The sequence below is a fragment of the Alkalihalobacterium elongatum genome, assembly GCF_019024285.1.
GTDB lineage: Bacteria > Bacillota > Bacilli > Bacillales > Bacillaceae_F > Alkalihalobacterium > Alkalihalobacterium elongatum.
This window is the reverse complement of sequence record NZ_WMKZ01000008.1, coordinates 72,526-87,464: the sequence shown is the minus strand read 5'-3', so window position 1 is coordinate 87,464 and position 14,939 is coordinate 72,526. Positions and strand designations below refer to the sequence as shown.

General features: G+C 35.5%; 12 protein-coding genes and 1 riboswitch. Of the genes, 5 read left to right on the top strand and 7 right to left on the bottom strand.

Annotation, left to right across the window (positions count from 1 at the left end; translation table 11 throughout):
• Window positions 1–9: 9 nt before the first annotated feature.
• The 6 genes from cobJ to GKP30_RS11085 form a co-directional block, all read right to left on the bottom strand.
• Entirely contained in the window at window positions 10–1,617 is a 1,608-nt protein-coding gene (gene cobJ / locus GKP30_RS11110) for a precorrin-3B C(17)-methyltransferase (RefSeq protein ID WP_216829513.1), read from the bottom strand.
• Window positions 1,618–1,809: 192 nt separating this feature from the next.
• A riboswitch (cobalamin riboswitch) is annotated at window positions 1,810–1,984 on the bottom strand.
• A 129-nt stretch (window positions 1,985–2,113) separates the two neighbouring features.
• Window positions 2,114–3,115, bottom strand: coding sequence for a biotin synthase BioB (gene bioB, locus GKP30_RS11105; RefSeq protein ID WP_216829512.1), 1,002 nt, complete (start codon window positions 3,113–3,115; stop codon window positions 2,114–2,116).
• Between the two features lie 169 nt (window positions 3,116–3,284).
• Window positions 3,285–3,914 carry a precorrin-2 dehydrogenase/sirohydrochlorin ferrochelatase family protein gene (locus tag GKP30_RS11100; protein ID WP_216829511.1) on the bottom strand — a complete coding sequence of 210 codons (630 nt, stop codon included), beginning with the start codon at window positions 3,912–3,914 and terminating at the stop codon, window positions 3,285–3,287.
• A 1-nt stretch (window position 3,915) separates the two neighbouring features.
• Entirely contained in the window at window positions 3,916–4,668 is a 753-nt protein-coding gene (locus tag GKP30_RS11095; RefSeq protein ID WP_216829510.1) for a sirohydrochlorin chelatase, read from the bottom strand.
• A 15-nt stretch (window positions 4,669–4,683) separates the two neighbouring features.
• A complete protein-coding gene (gene cobA, locus GKP30_RS11090; protein ID WP_216829509.1) occupies window positions 4,684–6,150 on the bottom strand; it encodes a uroporphyrinogen-III C-methyltransferase in 1,467 nt (488 codons plus the stop codon).
• A gap of 230 nt (window positions 6,151–6,380) precedes the next feature.
• Complete coding sequence (locus GKP30_RS11085) at window positions 6,381–8,453, bottom strand: putative bifunctional diguanylate cyclase/phosphodiesterase (protein WP_216829508.1); 2,073 nt, start codon at window positions 8,451–8,453, stop codon at window positions 6,381–6,383.
• Window positions 8,454–8,718: 265 nt separating this feature from the next.
• On the opposite strand from GKP30_RS11085, the gene GKP30_RS11080 reads away from it, so the two are divergent.
• From GKP30_RS11080 to GKP30_RS11060, 5 genes are all read left to right on the top strand, one after another.
• Window positions 8,719–9,021 (top strand): MerR family transcriptional regulator, encoded by a 303-nt coding sequence (locus GKP30_RS11080; protein WP_216829507.1) that lies wholly within the window; start codon window positions 8,719–8,721, stop codon window positions 9,019–9,021.
• 104 nt (window positions 9,022–9,125) lie between these two features.
• Window positions 9,126–10,028, top strand: coding sequence for an NAD(P)/FAD-dependent oxidoreductase (locus GKP30_RS11075; RefSeq protein ID WP_216829506.1), 903 nt, complete (start codon window positions 9,126–9,128; stop codon window positions 10,026–10,028).
• Between the two features lie 17 nt (window positions 10,029–10,045).
• Window positions 10,046–10,855, top strand: coding sequence for a divergent polysaccharide deacetylase family protein (locus tag GKP30_RS11070; RefSeq protein WP_216829505.1), 810 nt, complete (start codon window positions 10,046–10,048; stop codon window positions 10,853–10,855).
• 23 nt (window positions 10,856–10,878) lie between these two features.
• A complete protein-coding gene (locus GKP30_RS11065; protein ID WP_216829504.1) occupies window positions 10,879–11,445 on the top strand; it encodes a GNAT family N-acetyltransferase in 567 nt (188 codons plus the stop codon).
• Complete coding sequence (locus tag GKP30_RS11060) at window positions 11,442–13,223, top strand: S8 family peptidase (protein WP_216829503.1); 1,782 nt, start codon at window positions 11,442–11,444, stop codon at window positions 13,221–13,223. Before GKP30_RS11065 ends, GKP30_RS11060 begins: the two co-directional genes overlap by 4 nt.
• A 109-nt stretch (window positions 13,224–13,332) precedes the next feature.
• Here GKP30_RS11060 and GKP30_RS11055 read toward each other — a convergent pair whose 3' ends face one another.
• Window positions 13,333–14,691, bottom strand: a complete 1,359-nt coding sequence (locus GKP30_RS11055) for an HD domain-containing phosphohydrolase (RefSeq protein ID WP_216829502.1) — start codon at window positions 14,689–14,691, stop codon at window positions 13,333–13,335.
• Between the last annotated feature and the right edge of the window lie 248 nt (window positions 14,692–14,939).

The following is a 14,939-nucleotide window of genomic DNA, read 5'->3' as shown; positions in this document are numbered from 1 at the left end:
CACCGTCCATTAATCACCACAAGCCATATCTACTACCACTTGCTCTGGAACTTCTTTATAATGAAATCCTTCAACTACTTGTACTCGTTTGAAAAACTTATGGAACCGCTCATTTGGTAACCCTCGATTTTTGTAATCTTCTACAATCCTGACAACAAGGTCAACAAGCTTTTCTCCATCCAATCCTTCCGCAACTAACTGCCCAACATGAGCATTTCTTCCTGTCGTTTTAGCTCCTAAAAATAAATCAAAACCTTTCTTACGGTAAATGATTCCAATATCATTTATTGGTGCACTATAGCAGGCCATTCCACAGCCGTTAAATCCAATATTCATTTGCTTCGGTACTGCGACTCCACCGATTTGTTGTTGAAGTTGTACTACTTGTGGAATGGAGTCAGCTTTTTCACCATCACAAAAATCACATGCTTTAATATTGACCACATCGCCTATTGGAAGGAGTAAAAAGCCTGCACTTTCTAAATTTTCCGAAATTTTATTTGGACTCGATGTCTTAACTGAAACCTTAATTAAATGATCTGGAGTATATTCAAGAATTGCATCATCACCTACCGTTTCAGCTAACGTCACCATTTGTAACGGTGTCAGTTTTTTATTAGCCACCCCAGGGGATACAGCAAACTCAAAAATGTCTTCCTGCTGATAAACAATATTTCTTTGCTGAACTTTTGATTCTAATCGTTCTGTACCAGTATTAAGTTTTTGGAGTGCCTCTTCTGCTAACCCTTGCAGACTGAACGGTCTGTCAGTCTCTTCCTCCAACCCTCCATGGAGTGCCCACGGTTCTGCTTCTTTTTTTAACCTTTCATGAGGCTTTAACCGTTGTTTACTTTCATTTAGCGTATATTTACGCTGATATCCCCTTGGAGTAATCATTTTACCGTCATAGATAAATGTTGAATTATTCCCAATAATGACAGTGGTTAACATCCCAATTTCATGGTCTAACATATGCGCTAAATCGGTAATAATAATTTGCTCTCTCTCTCGATAAGCACTTTTCACCAATCCTACAGGCGTATTGGGAGAACGGTACTTTAATAAGATTTTTTGTGTCTCTACGATTTGTCTTGTTCTTTTACCACTTCTTGGATTGTATAACGCAATAGCAAAATCAGCTTGAGCAGCTGCATCTACTCGCTTTTTGATTAACTCCCACGGTGTTAAATGGTCGCTTAAGCTAATTGTACATGCATCATGCATGATCGGTGCTCCTAATAAAGATCCACAGGAATTAATCGCGGATATACCAGGTATAATTTCCACCTCAACACCGGCTTTTTCTTGCCAGCCTTTTTCGATAAGAACTTCATACACAAGGCCAGCCATACCATAAACCCCTGAATCCCCACTAGAAATTACTGCAACTTTTTTTCCTGTTTCCGCTTGGCGAACAGCTTCTTGTGCTCGACTCACTTCTTCGGTCATACCTGTTCGCACAATCTCTTGAGTTGTGATTAGCGGACGTATTAAATCAACGTATGTACTATAGCCAATGATAGAATCAGCTTCTAAAATCGCTTCTTTTGCTCTAAAGGTCATATGCTTTTCACTACCTGGTCCAAATCCGATAATTAGTAGCTTACCTCGCTGCATCTACTTCCTCTCCTTAATAGTTAAATTAATATAAATAAACGATAACCTTCCCCAATGAAATAAATAAAAAAAGCATCTCTAACCAAGGATAATGGTTAGAGATGCTTTGATTTACGAAATTATTATTCTGCATAAATAGAACTAGAAACAGAAAATCCGCTCTCTAACACCTCCCTATCTCCCGTAGGTCAGACAGTGTTGTTAGAAAAGGCAGGTCTCCTGGCTTATGGTTATTGCAATCTATTCCTTCCCATTCATAGAACAGTGGCTTAATAGACTACAACCAAATTACAGTGGCGGGACCGCGTCGGACTTTCACCGAACTTCCCTTTAAAAGATTTTAAAAGCATTCTAATAGAACAGTTTACAATGTTTACTAAAAAACACTGTTAAAATCTTTACCCTTTCCCAACATATGTGATTATAATTAAAAGATTAATGGAAAGAGAGGAGGTTTGTCAATCTATTTTTAAAATTATCTAAATTTGTCGATTGATTAAAGAGCACATTCTTCTATTTCAAAGCCTAAATCTTCAATAATATTATGGTCTTCTGTAACAGCTTGACCTTTCGTAGTTAAATAATCACCTACGAAAATAGAGTTTGCAGCAAATAACGCTAACGGTTGCAATGTACGAAGGTTTACTTCTCTCCCTCCGGAAACACGAATTTCTTTTGAAGGGTTAATGAAACGCATCAACGCCAGTACTTTTAGTGATTTCATCGGTTTCGTACGTTTGTAGTTTTCTAATGGAGTTCCTGGAATTGCATGTAAAAAGTTAACTGGGATTGAGTCAGCATCAATTTCTCGTAACGAATACGCAATTTCTACTATTTGCTCATCTGTCTCACCCATCCCAATAATACAGCCAGAACAAGGAGACATACCTGCTGCCTTCACTTCTTCAACCGTATTTACACGATCGTCATAGGAGTGAGTAGAAGTTATGTTTGTATGATTATCTTTATGTGTATTAAGGTTATGGTTATAACGATGAACCCCTGCTTCTTTTAATTTTTTAGCTTTTTCATCACTTAAAATTCCTAGGCATGCACAGATCTTTAGTGGCATTGTTGCAGTAATTTCACTCACCGCATCAATAACTTGATCTACTTCTTTTTCTGTTGGACCTCGACCACTGGCAACAATACAGTATGTACCAGCTTTTCTGTTCATCGCTTCTTTGGCACCTGCAATTAGAGTCTCTTTATCTAGTAATGAATATTTTTCAACAGGTGCTGTTGAAACGATCGATTGTGAGCAGTATCCACAGTCTTCAGGACATAACCCACTTTTAGCATTAAAGATCATATTAAGTTTTACTTTTTTTCCATAATAGTGTTTTCTTACACGAAAAGCGGCTTGCATGATTGGTAAAACCTCATCATCATCTGCTTGAAGAATACTTACTCCCTCTTCAATGGTTAACAATTCTCCATTTAAAGCTTTATCTGCATACTGTTCCCAAATGCTTTTTGTCGATGTTGTTGTCGTCATTTTCTCCCAACCTTTCGTCAACTATTGTTTTTATATAAGTTAACATTAATTGTAGGAGTTTACAAGAATTATTTACCAGTTTAATAGAGAAAGTGGGAAGGGCCAAGTTAGAGGAGTCAAACGAATTCACATTTTGGTAGCTTCCACAAAATAAAAAAGAATAGCTTTTTTAGCTATTCCTACCGTCCAAATAGTATTGTAATCGCTCAATGAACCATTGGTCTCTCTCTGAATTATTTATAAGACTTTCGTCGACTAATTCTTTAAGAAACTTATAAGAAACTGATTTCTCTCCAATGTTTTCAATAATTATTTTTCTCGCTTGTTTTAAAAATTTTGTATACTCTTCATACTCTTGTCCATACCTATCACTCAATTGGTTAACAATTTCCTTAGCTAATATCGGACTTGCACCCTCTGTTGAAACTGAAATCGTCATATGCCCACGATGTAAAGTAGAGGCCATATGAAAATCGCTTAATTCTGGCTGATCGACTATATTGATTAATTGATAAGGTTTTTTATCTTCATAAACCGCTCTATTAACATTAGGGTCATTTGTAGCAGCAATAATAAGAAAAGCCTCTGTTAAAAACACCTTACTATAAGAGGACTCAATCCATTGGATCAATCGTTTATTTGTTAATTCTAAAAGCTTATCACTAAGTTCTGGTGCTACGACCGTAACCTGCGCTTCATAACCTAATATTTTTATAGCTTTGCGCTCAGCGATTTTGCCACCACCAATAATTACAACTTGCTTGTTTGTTAAATTTATACTAATTGGCATTAAGCTCATGTTAAATACCTTCCATTAATTCTACCGTTTTAGAATATACCAAATCTCTAACTAGTTGATGGTATCCTAAAAAATTACATAAATGCACTTGCTTATTTTGCATTTTCTGTAATTCGATAATTGTTCTACCCATTCTCTTCATTAAAACACCAGTAAAAAGTAGATAGGGGAGGACATAAATAACTTCATTATCCTCTTGTACTATTTGTTGAAGACCCTCTTCAAATGTAGGAGTAGTAGCAGCCAAATAACAAGGTTTTACTTGACTTAACCCCAATTTAGATTTCAAACGCCTTGCAATCTCCTCAAAATCAGCTTTAGCATCTTTATCACTACTGCCTCTTCCAACAAGTAAAACTGAAGCCTTTACGTGTGTGTTGTCTCCTTTTTGGAAACCCTTTTCCTGTAAACGGTCATAAACAATATCGACCATTCGGTCATCTACCCCAATTGGTGTCCCATATATAAATTCAACATTCGGAAATTTTCTTTTGGCTTTTTCGATTTCTTCAGGGATATCTTTTTTTGCATGACCCGCTTCTAACAAAAGTACAGGTTGGACAAATACCCTTGTCGCACCTTGTTCGATGCAATTTTTAATTCCTTCTAGTATAGTCGGTTTCGTTAATTCGATAAATCCAACCTCCTTGATCGAGAGAGGAAGCATTTCCATTACTTGTGCAATAAACGATAAAAATTGTTTATTTCCTGCATTTACTCTCGATCCATGACCAATAAACAGTAGCGCATCCATAGTTCTTCCCCTTCCCTAAATGCTTTCAACTAGAGGCTGTGTTAGCAAATATTCGATTAAGGCAGATTGAGTAGGCTCCTCTAATATATGGTTAATTTGAAAACCTGCATATGTTGCTGCTTGTGCAGACTTTTCCCCAAAACAGATTACATTTAATCTTAATAAATCCTTAGCTAATTGTGGAGAATTATACTCAGCTCCATTGACTAATTCGCTTACTGATTTGGCACTAGGAAAGATGATTGTAGATAATAACTCATCCTCCATTAATCGGTGTAAAACAACTTGTGAAGCAGGGGTTATTTTCGTCTCGTGGGTTAAAAATGTATCAATATGTTTAAATCTCGCAACCGCTTTTTTCTCGCCCACAACTAATTGACCTGGTATCTCATCAATTTCAGCAACCTTTTTAGCAATACATCCATACTTACGTAGCATTAGCCTTGATTTTTCAGACAGTACATGAAAAGTAGCTTTTATAGAACGGATATCAATCTGCTGAAGATCTAGCCACTCAAAAAAGTATCTCACACTGTCTGGAGATGTAAAAGTAACTATGTTGAATTCATTAATTTTATTTGCGACTTTTTCATTGATTTCAAAATTTAGCAATGACTTTTCTTGAAAAGATGGATAGCTAAAAACATCTGCCCCTAATTCACGAAGTTTTTCTTCTATTGTACTTTTCTCGGTACTTGTTCTCGCTAGTAAGATTTGCTTCCCAATTAAAGGTTTCATCTCAAACCATTTCATCTTTTCTCGTAATGACACAATGTCACCAACTAATGTTATGGCTGGGTTTTGAAACTTTGTTTTTTCAACTTTATCACCAATTGATTCTAATGTGCCTTGTAATGTTTTTTGTCTACCGTAAGTCCCCCATTGAATTAAGATAACAGGAGTTTGCGGGGACCGACCATTTTTCATCAATTGATTTGCAATGTGGTTTATGTTGCTTACTCCCATATAAAATGCAATGGTATCAATCCCCTTTGCGAGTGAAGCCCAATCAATCAACGGTTGTCCTAATATTGATTTGTCATGGCCTGTTACCACAGCAAAAGTACCACCATACTCACGGTGTGTTACTGGAATTCCTGCATAGCTAGCAGCTGCAATACTAGAAGTAATACCTGGTACAATCTCAAAAGGAATATTTGCATTAGCTAAGCTTTCTGCTTCTTCACCAACACGCCCAAATACACTGGGGTCGCCACCTTTTAAACGAACAACAACTTTCCCAGCTAATCCATGCTCTACTAGAGTCTCATTAATCTTTTCTTGTCTCATAATGTGACGATTAGGAAGCTTTCCTGCATAAATAAATTCTGCACTTGGCTTTGCAAGTTGAAGCAGTAATGGGTTAATCAATCGATCATATACAATGACATCTGCCTGTTGAATTGTCTTCTTTGCTTTAATTGTTAGTAGTCCTTCATCACCTGGTCCAGCACCAACTAAATACACTTTACCTTTTGTCATCTTTGCTTCCCCTTTATCCGTTCATGAAAGTTAATATTTTATTTATATACTTTAACCTTATTCGTATACACTAACTACAGTTTTATTAGATAAAATCAATACCCGAGTTTTTTTATATGTTTTATAAAGTATATAAAAAATAAATTACTCCTGCAAGAAAAAAAGCGCTGATACTCTGATTTAATTCTTTACAACAAAAGAATTAAAGGAAAGTAATCAGGCACTTTACATTAAACCATTAAAAATTCCGTTTCAAATTGAGATGCCGCTAACGGCTTGCTTATCAAGAACCCTTGTATTTGATCACAATTATGAGCTTTTAAAAATTCTAATTGTTCCTTTACTTCAACCCCTTCAGCGATGACAGACATTTGCAGGCTGTGAGCCATCGCAATAATCGCACGGACAATTGACGAGTCCCCATTCTTTATTATTTCATCGACGAATGATTTATCGATTTTTAATGTATCGATTGGATAATCCTTTAAATAACTAAGTGATGAGTACCCTGTTCCAAAATCATCAATAGAAATCTTAATCCCTAAATCACGCAGTTCACGTAGCTTTTGATTAACATATTCTTTTTCGTGGACGGCAACATTCTCGGTAATCTCAAGTTCTAGAAATTTAGGGTTAAGTTTAGTTTCTTTTAAAATTGTTGTAATCGACTCTATAATTCTGTTATCCATAAATTGACGTACAGATAAATTAACGGATATCGTTATCGGTTGCAAACCACGAGATTGCCAGTTAATCATTTGTAGACATGCTGTCCTTAATACCCACTCACCAATATCACTAATCATCCCTGTTTCTTCAGCAATAGGAATAAACTCTCCTGGAGATACATTTCCTATTTCTCGGTTTTCCCATCGTATTAAGGCTTCCACCCCAACAATCCGCTTTGTTTGAATATCTTGCTTAGGTTGATAATGAAGAGTAAACTCATGATAATCTATAGCAGTTCTTAAATTCTTTTCAATTTGCAATTCTCTAGATAATGAGTGGTCCATTGTAGACTCAAAAAATTGAAATGAATTTCTCCCTTGTTTTTTAACACGATTTAGAGCAATATCTGCCTTTTGATATAGTTCTTCAAAAGTAGTGCCGTCTTGAGGATATAAACTTATTCCCATACTTATTGATGCAAAATGATCACTTTGATCTAATCTTATTGGTAATTGTAATGATTTCATACACTTTCTAACAACTGCCTTAATATCCTCATAAGAGACATTACGTAGAAATATTAAAAATTCATCTCCACCATGACGAGCAATAAAGTCATCTGGTTGGAGATTGCTTTTTAGACGTTCAGCCACTGCTTTTAACAATAGATCACCGTATCGATGACCTAAAGTGTCATTAATTAACTTAAAGCGATCTAAGTCAACACTAATAACAGCAATTTGTTCATTACGATCTTCTGATAACACTTGGTTAATTTGATTTTTAAAGTATGTACGATTTGGTAAGTTGGTTAGCTCATCGTAATAGGCTAACAACCTGACCTTTTCTTCAACTAATTTACGTTTACTAATATCCGATCGTATCGAAACATATTGATAAGGTTCACCACTTTCATCTAAAAATGGCACAATTGTAGTTTGAACCCAATAATATTTACCGTCTTTTGCTTTATTCTTTACTTCTCCTTGCCAAACTTGTCCCCTCCTAATTGTCCTCCACATCTCGTAAAAGTAGGACCTAGGGTGATAACCCGAATTAACAATCCGATGATCTTGTCCAAGTAGCTCACTTCTTTTGTACTTAGAGATTTCACAAAATTTATCATTCACATAACGAATTTTACCGTAGGGGTCAGTTATTGCAATAATTGCAGATTGATCCAATGCAAATTTTATATCTTTTAATTCTCTTATTGATTGTTTTAAATCAAGCTCAGCCTTTTTACGTTTTGTTATATCTTCACATATAATTAAATACCCACTAAATTGATGATCCTCATACAAATGGACAGAAGAGAAATTAACATCAATAAGTAACCCAGACCGCTTTTTTAGTATAACTTCAACGTTTATAATAATTTCTTCACTTTGAATTCTTTTTAATAACAGAGATTTCTCTTCAGAAAAGATGGGATAACATTTACCAATTAACTCTTCTTCTTGCCACCCAAACATCGTTTCAGCCCCATAATTTAGCAATTTAACTTTTCTCTCAATATCAAGAACAGCTATTGCTAATGGTGAAGATTGCACAATCGATCTAAGGAGGTCACAATTTTCCCATAATTGGTTCTTTACAATTTTTATGATTGTTTGAGGGTCATTTGTCACCATAGATGTATCCTACTTTCATTGTGGAAACCCACATTATTATCAGTTGTAACTTTAGTACTATTTTACATGCTTTTTACTAAGAGTTGTGGCTAAAGTCTAATAAATTCTTTACAAATTCTTAAACCTTTTTAAAAGTAATTTTTTAACATTACATGTTAGATTATCTTACATCGAAATCATTTATTAAAACCGTTTATGGTATAGTATTAAATAAGAAAAATGGAAATAGACAGAAAAGTTAAACAACGTGGAGAGGAGTACGCGCATGTCTTATAAAGATAAGAAAGTGATTACGATTGGTATGGTCAGTGAATTAACAGGCTTATCAGAGCGGAAAATCCGTTATTATGAAGAGCGTAAATTAATCTTTCCTGAACGTAGTAAAGGCGGAACAAGAAAATATTCTTTTCTTGATGTTGAGAGGCTAGTTGATATCGCAAATAAAATGGAAGATGGAATGCAAACATTTGAAATACGTAAAATGGAACAAAAACAACTGAAAAAGAAAGAGGTTCGCGACAGAATGCTCCGTGGTCAATTAAATGCCGCTTTCAATATGAGGAAATAAGCAATTGAACATTTCATGTTTAATTGCTTATTTTTTGCTTTCATAAGAAATTCAGTTTATGGAAAACTACTTTTAACAAGTGTTATAAGAAAGGACTGACTCTGATGTCATACGACTGCATTATCATCGGTGGCGGTATTGGTGGTCTCCAAGCAGCAATCCAACTAGGTCGATATAATCACAATATCGCAATTGTTGATAACGGTAGTGGCCGTTCAACCTTGTGTAAAGAATACCATAATATTCTCGGTTGGCCTGATGGGGTAAGTGGTGATTTCTTTCGTGAGCAAGGGAGGAAACAGGCTTTATCCTATAGTGTGAATTTAATTGAGGATACTGCTTGTTCCATTACGAAAAAAGACAACGGAACTTTTGTTGTCCATTTAGAAAACGGAGCAGACCTCCCTGGAAAAAAACTGCTATTAGCGACTGGACTTACTGAACGAATCCCTAATCTCTCGGGGATTTATCCATGTTTAGGAAAATCAATTTATATTTGCCCTGATTGTGATGGTTATGAAATTACCAACAAAAAAACAATTGTAATTGGCTCTGGCAATAAAGGTGCACACCTTTCTTTATTATTAACCTATTGGACTGAAGACATCATTTATGTAAATCATGATTTAGAAGAAATCGACAAAGACTTGAAAGCAAAGTTAAAAACCAACCATATTCCTCTTTATCAAGAGGAAGTAAGTGAGCTTCATTGTAAGGAAGAAGGCTATATATCGGGTATCACATTGTCAAACGGCTACAAAATTGAGGCTAACCATGCTTTTCTGGCAATGAAAGGTACTAAGGTTAATTCAGATATTGCAAAAAATATCGGTGTCGAAAGACTAGAGAATATGCATATTCATGTAAACCCTCGAACGAAAGAAACAAATGTACCTAATGTCTGGGCTGTAGGAGACTTAGTCAATCACTCTCAATTGTTAAGTGTTGCTATGGGGGATGGTGCGCAGGCAGCTATTTGGATACACAAGAGTTTACAATCATCTTAAGAGGAGTGGGTACATAAATGAAAAAATTTGTTTTTTTTATTACCTTATTAACAATTCTAATGAGCTCCGAATTGATCGTCAATGCCAAAACACTTGAACTCGAACATGAAAATTTACAAGCTGCAATTATTATTGACGATTTTGGTGGAGATGTAAAAGGTGTCGAGGAATTTTTCAAATCAAAAATCCCGATTACCGTAGCCGTAATGCCTTTCTTAGAGCACAGTAAAGACCAAGCATTAAAAGCTCATGAACTCGGCCTAGAAGTAATGCTTCACCTCCCCCTTGAACCTAAAAAAGGGAAAAAATCATGGCTTGGACCTAATCCCATAACTAGTGACTTAAGTCATGAGGAAATTAGAAAAAGAGTAACTGCAGCCATTGAAAGCATTCCTCACATTGCAGGAATTAACAATCATATGGGTTCAAAAATTGTTGAAGACGAAGAAATCATGCGAATAATTCTTGAAGTCGTAAAGGAGTACGATTTATACGTTATTGATAGTGGTACAAGTGGAAAATCCGTAATTCCCAAACTTGCCGAAGAAATGAATATACCTTGGTCAATACGAGATACGTTTCTTGATGATACACATTCTTCCAGCGGTCACGTTCATAAGCAAATGCTTAAGTTAGCTAAAGTTGCTACGAAAAAAGGAGCAGCAATTGGTATAGGTCATGTCGGAATTAAAGGGGACGAAACAGTTAAAGGTGTAAAATCTGCTCTATCACATTTTAAAGAAAAAGAAATTGCGATTGTTCCTGCATCTCACTTATTAAAAACAAAGGTAGAAGAAAATCCAGAGAAGTTTTGGCATTCAGAGTAAATCTTTTATTAAGGAGGATTACCTTGTTAGTTAAAGAACAAACAAAGAGTAGTGAGACCTTTACAGCAAAAAACGGAACCCAGGTTACAATACGTCCCGTTACAATTAAAGATAGTAAAGGAATTGTCGATGCTGTAGCTGAAATTGTTGCAGAAGGAACTTTTTTACAAAAAGAGTCTGCTCGTACCGAAGAGGAAGAGCAACAGTTTATTCAAGAAATGAAGGAAAATGACAATATGTATGTTGTTGTAGATATAGATGGAAAAGTTAGTGGCTTAGCCCGTGTGATACGCGGTTCACTCGAAATGAAACAGCATACAGGTCTCTTTCGTACTTGGTTAACATCGAATGCACAAGGTAAAGGTATTGGTAAAAAGTTGATGAACTACACATTCAATTGGTGCAAAACTAACCATTTGCATAAATTATGTCTTACAGTATTTGCATCAAATGAAATTGCCTTAGAACTTTATAAAAAAGCTGGCTTTGTTGTTGAAGGTATACAAAAAGAACAAGTCTGTTTAAAAGGAAAATATGATGATGAAGTATTTATGGCTTATTTTTTCAAATCGGGTGGTGAAAATAAATGAGAAAAATTTATCAGGTTGCATTATTTGTTGGTGGGTTTATTTTTTTAGGGTTTATTATACTAATTCTTACAAATGATGATCAACAACTAGGAATTCAACGGTCCCTACCTCCAAACGAAAATGTAGAGGGTATAGAACAAAAGGAGATGGACCAGGTGCTAGCGGACGACCTTTCGATGACGACATCTATGTTTCTTTCACAATTATCTCTTCAACTTGATCGCTGGGCAGAACAAGACTTAGGAGATCAAGAGTTACAAAAGAAATTCAAACAAGAAGTTCGTGAACATCCTCATTTTCACTCCTTTGCTATTGTTGAAAATGGGAAAACAACAGAAACTGTCGGTGATATTAGTGAAAAAAAGCTAAAACAACTTCATCACCAACACGCTGGTTTAACTTTTTCTGATCCATACAAGATGGATGACGAAGATTATTTTATGATCTCTAAAAAAATAGATGAAGATAAATCTGTAGCTGGGGAGATTAATTTATCTTTTGTAAAAAATTACATTAAAGACCTAGCCTCCGTAGCAGATGCTAATGGTAATTTCTTCGTGTCTGGAAATGACCCAGAAGTGCAATGGAAAACAATGAAAGATTTACCTAAAGGAATATCAGCTCAAACGGTTCCAGAACTAGGTTGGCAAATTGTTGTGCACTCCGATGTTGAAGATGGCCAAGACCACCATTATATCGAGGGACAAGCTGTCATTAAATTGGTTAATAATAGGAATACCGAAGCCTGGATTGAGGACCAGAAGGACTTAACCCTCGTTAAAAATAGTGACCCATATTATATTGTTGAGTCAGCTACAAAGTCCTCTGATCAACTTGTTAGTGAATTGACTAAAAATCCAGACGTTGAGTTTGTTGAACCTAATTTTTTATTCACCAAACAAGCGACACAAGCCGTTGTTGTTCCAAACGATGAATTTTTTCAGCCTTACCAATGGAACTTAAGTCAAATCGCTGCCCAAGAGGGTTGGGAAGTAACTGACGGTTCCGAGGAAACGACTATAGCTGTTTTAGATACAGGCGTTGATCCTGAACATCAAGACCTAAAAGGAAAAGTACTTGAAGGCTTTAATGCTTTTGATGGAACTTCGAATTCAAATGATCTACACGGCCATGGCACACATGTTGCTGGAATCGCTGCTGCAATAACAAATAACGTAACGGGTATTGCAGGTGTTGCATGGCAAAATAATATACTACCTGTTAAAGTTCTTAATGAAAATGGAGAGGGGTCCTCTTTTGAAGTTGCCAGAGGAATTCGCTGGGCGGTGGATAACGGTGCTGAAGTTATTAACATGAGTTTAGGTGATTATCACAACTCTTACATTCTTCACGATGCAATCAGATATGCTCATCAAAATGATGTGGTGTTGATAGCAGCTAGTGGAAATGATAATACGAATGAACCGATGTATCCAGCTGATTATAAAGAAGTACTGACAGTCGCTGCAACAGACGATAAAAGAGAGCGAGCATTTTTCTCAAACTTCGGACACCATGTGGATGTTGCCGCACCTGGTGAACATATCCCAAGTTTATTTCCAAATAACAACTATGTCATTATGTCAGGTACTTCTATGGCCGCTCCTCATGTTGCTGGATTAGCTGGATTAATACGCTCGATCAATCCAGAACTTTCAAACGAGGAAGTTTATGAGCTAATGACAGCAACTGCTATTGATTTAGGTGAAAAGGGACGTGATCCATTTTACGGTGCTGGAGAAATCAATGTTGGTGACGCATTAAAACAATTAAATTAATATTAAACTGCAATAACAAATAAAAGGCTCACCTAACAACGACCCAAGAAATTTGGATCATACGGTGAGCTACTATCTTAAGCCTTTGTGTAACTAAAACTAAAATAATTTAATCCATTTTCCTAGGACGTTCCAAGGTTAAACTTAGGATCTCTTGAATACCTAATAAAGCGTCATGTTCTTCTCCTACGGATAACTGACCAGCTTCCCATTTCTCCCCTATTTCCTTTATCGACTTAACGATAATGTCAATAAATATACCTTCATTTGACATACCATTAGCAAGTACTTTGTAACTCTCTATCGCTTCATTTATATTCCCATTCATTAAATTAACTAAATAATTCCCCCAAAAGTTTTCTCTTAAGTGGTTGTCATTTTTTTGATCCCATTCATAAATACTATCCCATTTAATAAACTTAGGTATTGTCACTGAAAGGTTAACTGGCAGTTCAAAAATTCCCGATCCATCCAATTCCTCTAATATTGGACGATAAGGTTGAGTTTCATTAACTTCTTTTACTCTTGCTGTTTTTCCGTTTGATAGTTTAACAATAGAGTCTGTTGGATAGATATTTAATAATTCAATATAACAAATTAGGAAGGCTAGATCATATTTATGTTTTTTATTTAACAAAAGTTCAATCGCCTTTGTTGCTGTGAACGGATCACGATAAGGTCTTTTTAATGTCAATGCAGAATAGGTGTCCACTATAGATAACAAGCGTACTTCTGTACTTAATTCATGATCAACTAATCCCTCTGGATAACCAGAACCATCCAAACGTTCATGATGGGATTTAATCAATTGCTCAAATATTGGCGATAAATTATTTTTACGGACCCACTCCACTCCGTAAATAGTATGATTTTGCATTACTTCGAATTCACTCTTTGTTAACTTTCCTTCTTTCCTTAATATCTCTTTAGGAATTTTCAATTTACCGACATCATGAATTAAGCATCCAGTAGCAAATGTTTTAATATCTTCTACTCCTAAACTTTTTGCAAATAATGAACCTAGTAAAAAGACATCAAAAGAATGAAAATAACTATACGAATCAACCCTCTTTAATCGAAACAGCGTAATTGAAATTCTGTCATCAGACATAATTGCAACAAAGAGGTTCTCTAACCAACGAAGCTGATAATCATTATTTAAAACATAGCCGTACCTCGATTCATTTACAACATATTGTAACCCTTCGTAAAACAACTGTTTAATATCAAATAATTGTCTTGAGTACAATATTTTATCTTTTTTCTTGCGTTTAGTTTCTTTAGAGCCATTGTATCCTAGGGGTTCAATAACATTAACTTGCCTAATTCCCCAAGTGGCCAGCTTCTTAACTGCTTCTCGGTTAATAACCGTTCCAGCACTCAATAACAACAATTTGTCTTTAAAATATATATCATCACAAAGGATATCCCCTTTGATTAATTCGGGTAAACTCTTTATAACTGCCATATTCTCACTCCGTATTTTACACTAATTTATCTCTTGGCTATTCTCTTGTACTTTATTTCTGGGTGGATGAAATTTTATCTTCAGATGGATATTTAGCACTAGTATCTATTTACTATTTTAACTATGTTAATCCGTACAAATCAATATAAATTTAACAGTCCTTACCATATTAGTTTGTACACATAACTTTTTTAAAAAAAAGCCAAATAAAAAAGGCTGACGTAACTGTCAGCCTTGTAAAAAGCTTA

What these genes read in the sequence shown, in the direction of transcription:
- GKP30_RS11060 (WP_216829503.1), top strand. Translation starts at nt 11,442, where the DNA reads ATGAGAAAAATTTATCAGGTTGCATTATTTGTTGGTGGGTTTATTTTT.
- GKP30_RS11085 (WP_216829508.1), bottom strand. Translation starts at nt 8,453, where the DNA reads ATGGTGACAAATGACCCTCAAACAATCATAAAAATTGTAAAGAACCAA.
- GKP30_RS11055 (WP_216829502.1), bottom strand. Translation starts at nt 14,691, where the DNA reads ATGGCAGTTATAAAGAGTTTACCCGAATTAATCAAAGGGGATATCCTT.
- GKP30_RS11070 (WP_216829505.1), top strand. Translation starts at nt 10,046, where the DNA reads ATGAAAAAATTTGTTTTTTTTATTACCTTATTAACAATTCTAATGAGC.
- GKP30_RS11080 (WP_216829507.1), top strand. Translation starts at nt 8,719, where the DNA reads ATGTCTTATAAAGATAAGAAAGTGATTACGATTGGTATGGTCAGTGAA.
- GKP30_RS11095 (WP_216829510.1), bottom strand. Translation starts at nt 4,668, where the DNA reads ATGGATGCGCTACTGTTTATTGGTCATGGATCGAGAGTAAATGCAGGA.
- bioB (WP_216829512.1), bottom strand. Translation starts at nt 3,115, where the DNA reads ATGACGACAACAACATCGACAAAAAGCATTTGGGAACAGTATGCAGAT.
- GKP30_RS11100 (WP_216829511.1), bottom strand. Translation starts at nt 3,914, where the DNA reads ATGAGCTTAATGCCAATTAGTATAAATTTAACAAACAAGCAAGTTGTA.
- GKP30_RS11075 (WP_216829506.1), top strand. Translation starts at nt 9,126, where the DNA reads ATGTCATACGACTGCATTATCATCGGTGGCGGTATTGGTGGTCTCCAA.
- cobA (WP_216829509.1), bottom strand. Translation starts at nt 6,150, where the DNA reads ATGACAAAAGGTAAAGTGTATTTAGTTGGTGCTGGACCAGGTGATGAA.
- cobJ (WP_216829513.1), bottom strand. Translation starts at nt 1,617, where the DNA reads ATGCAGCGAGGTAAGCTACTAATTATCGGATTTGGACCAGGTAGTGAA.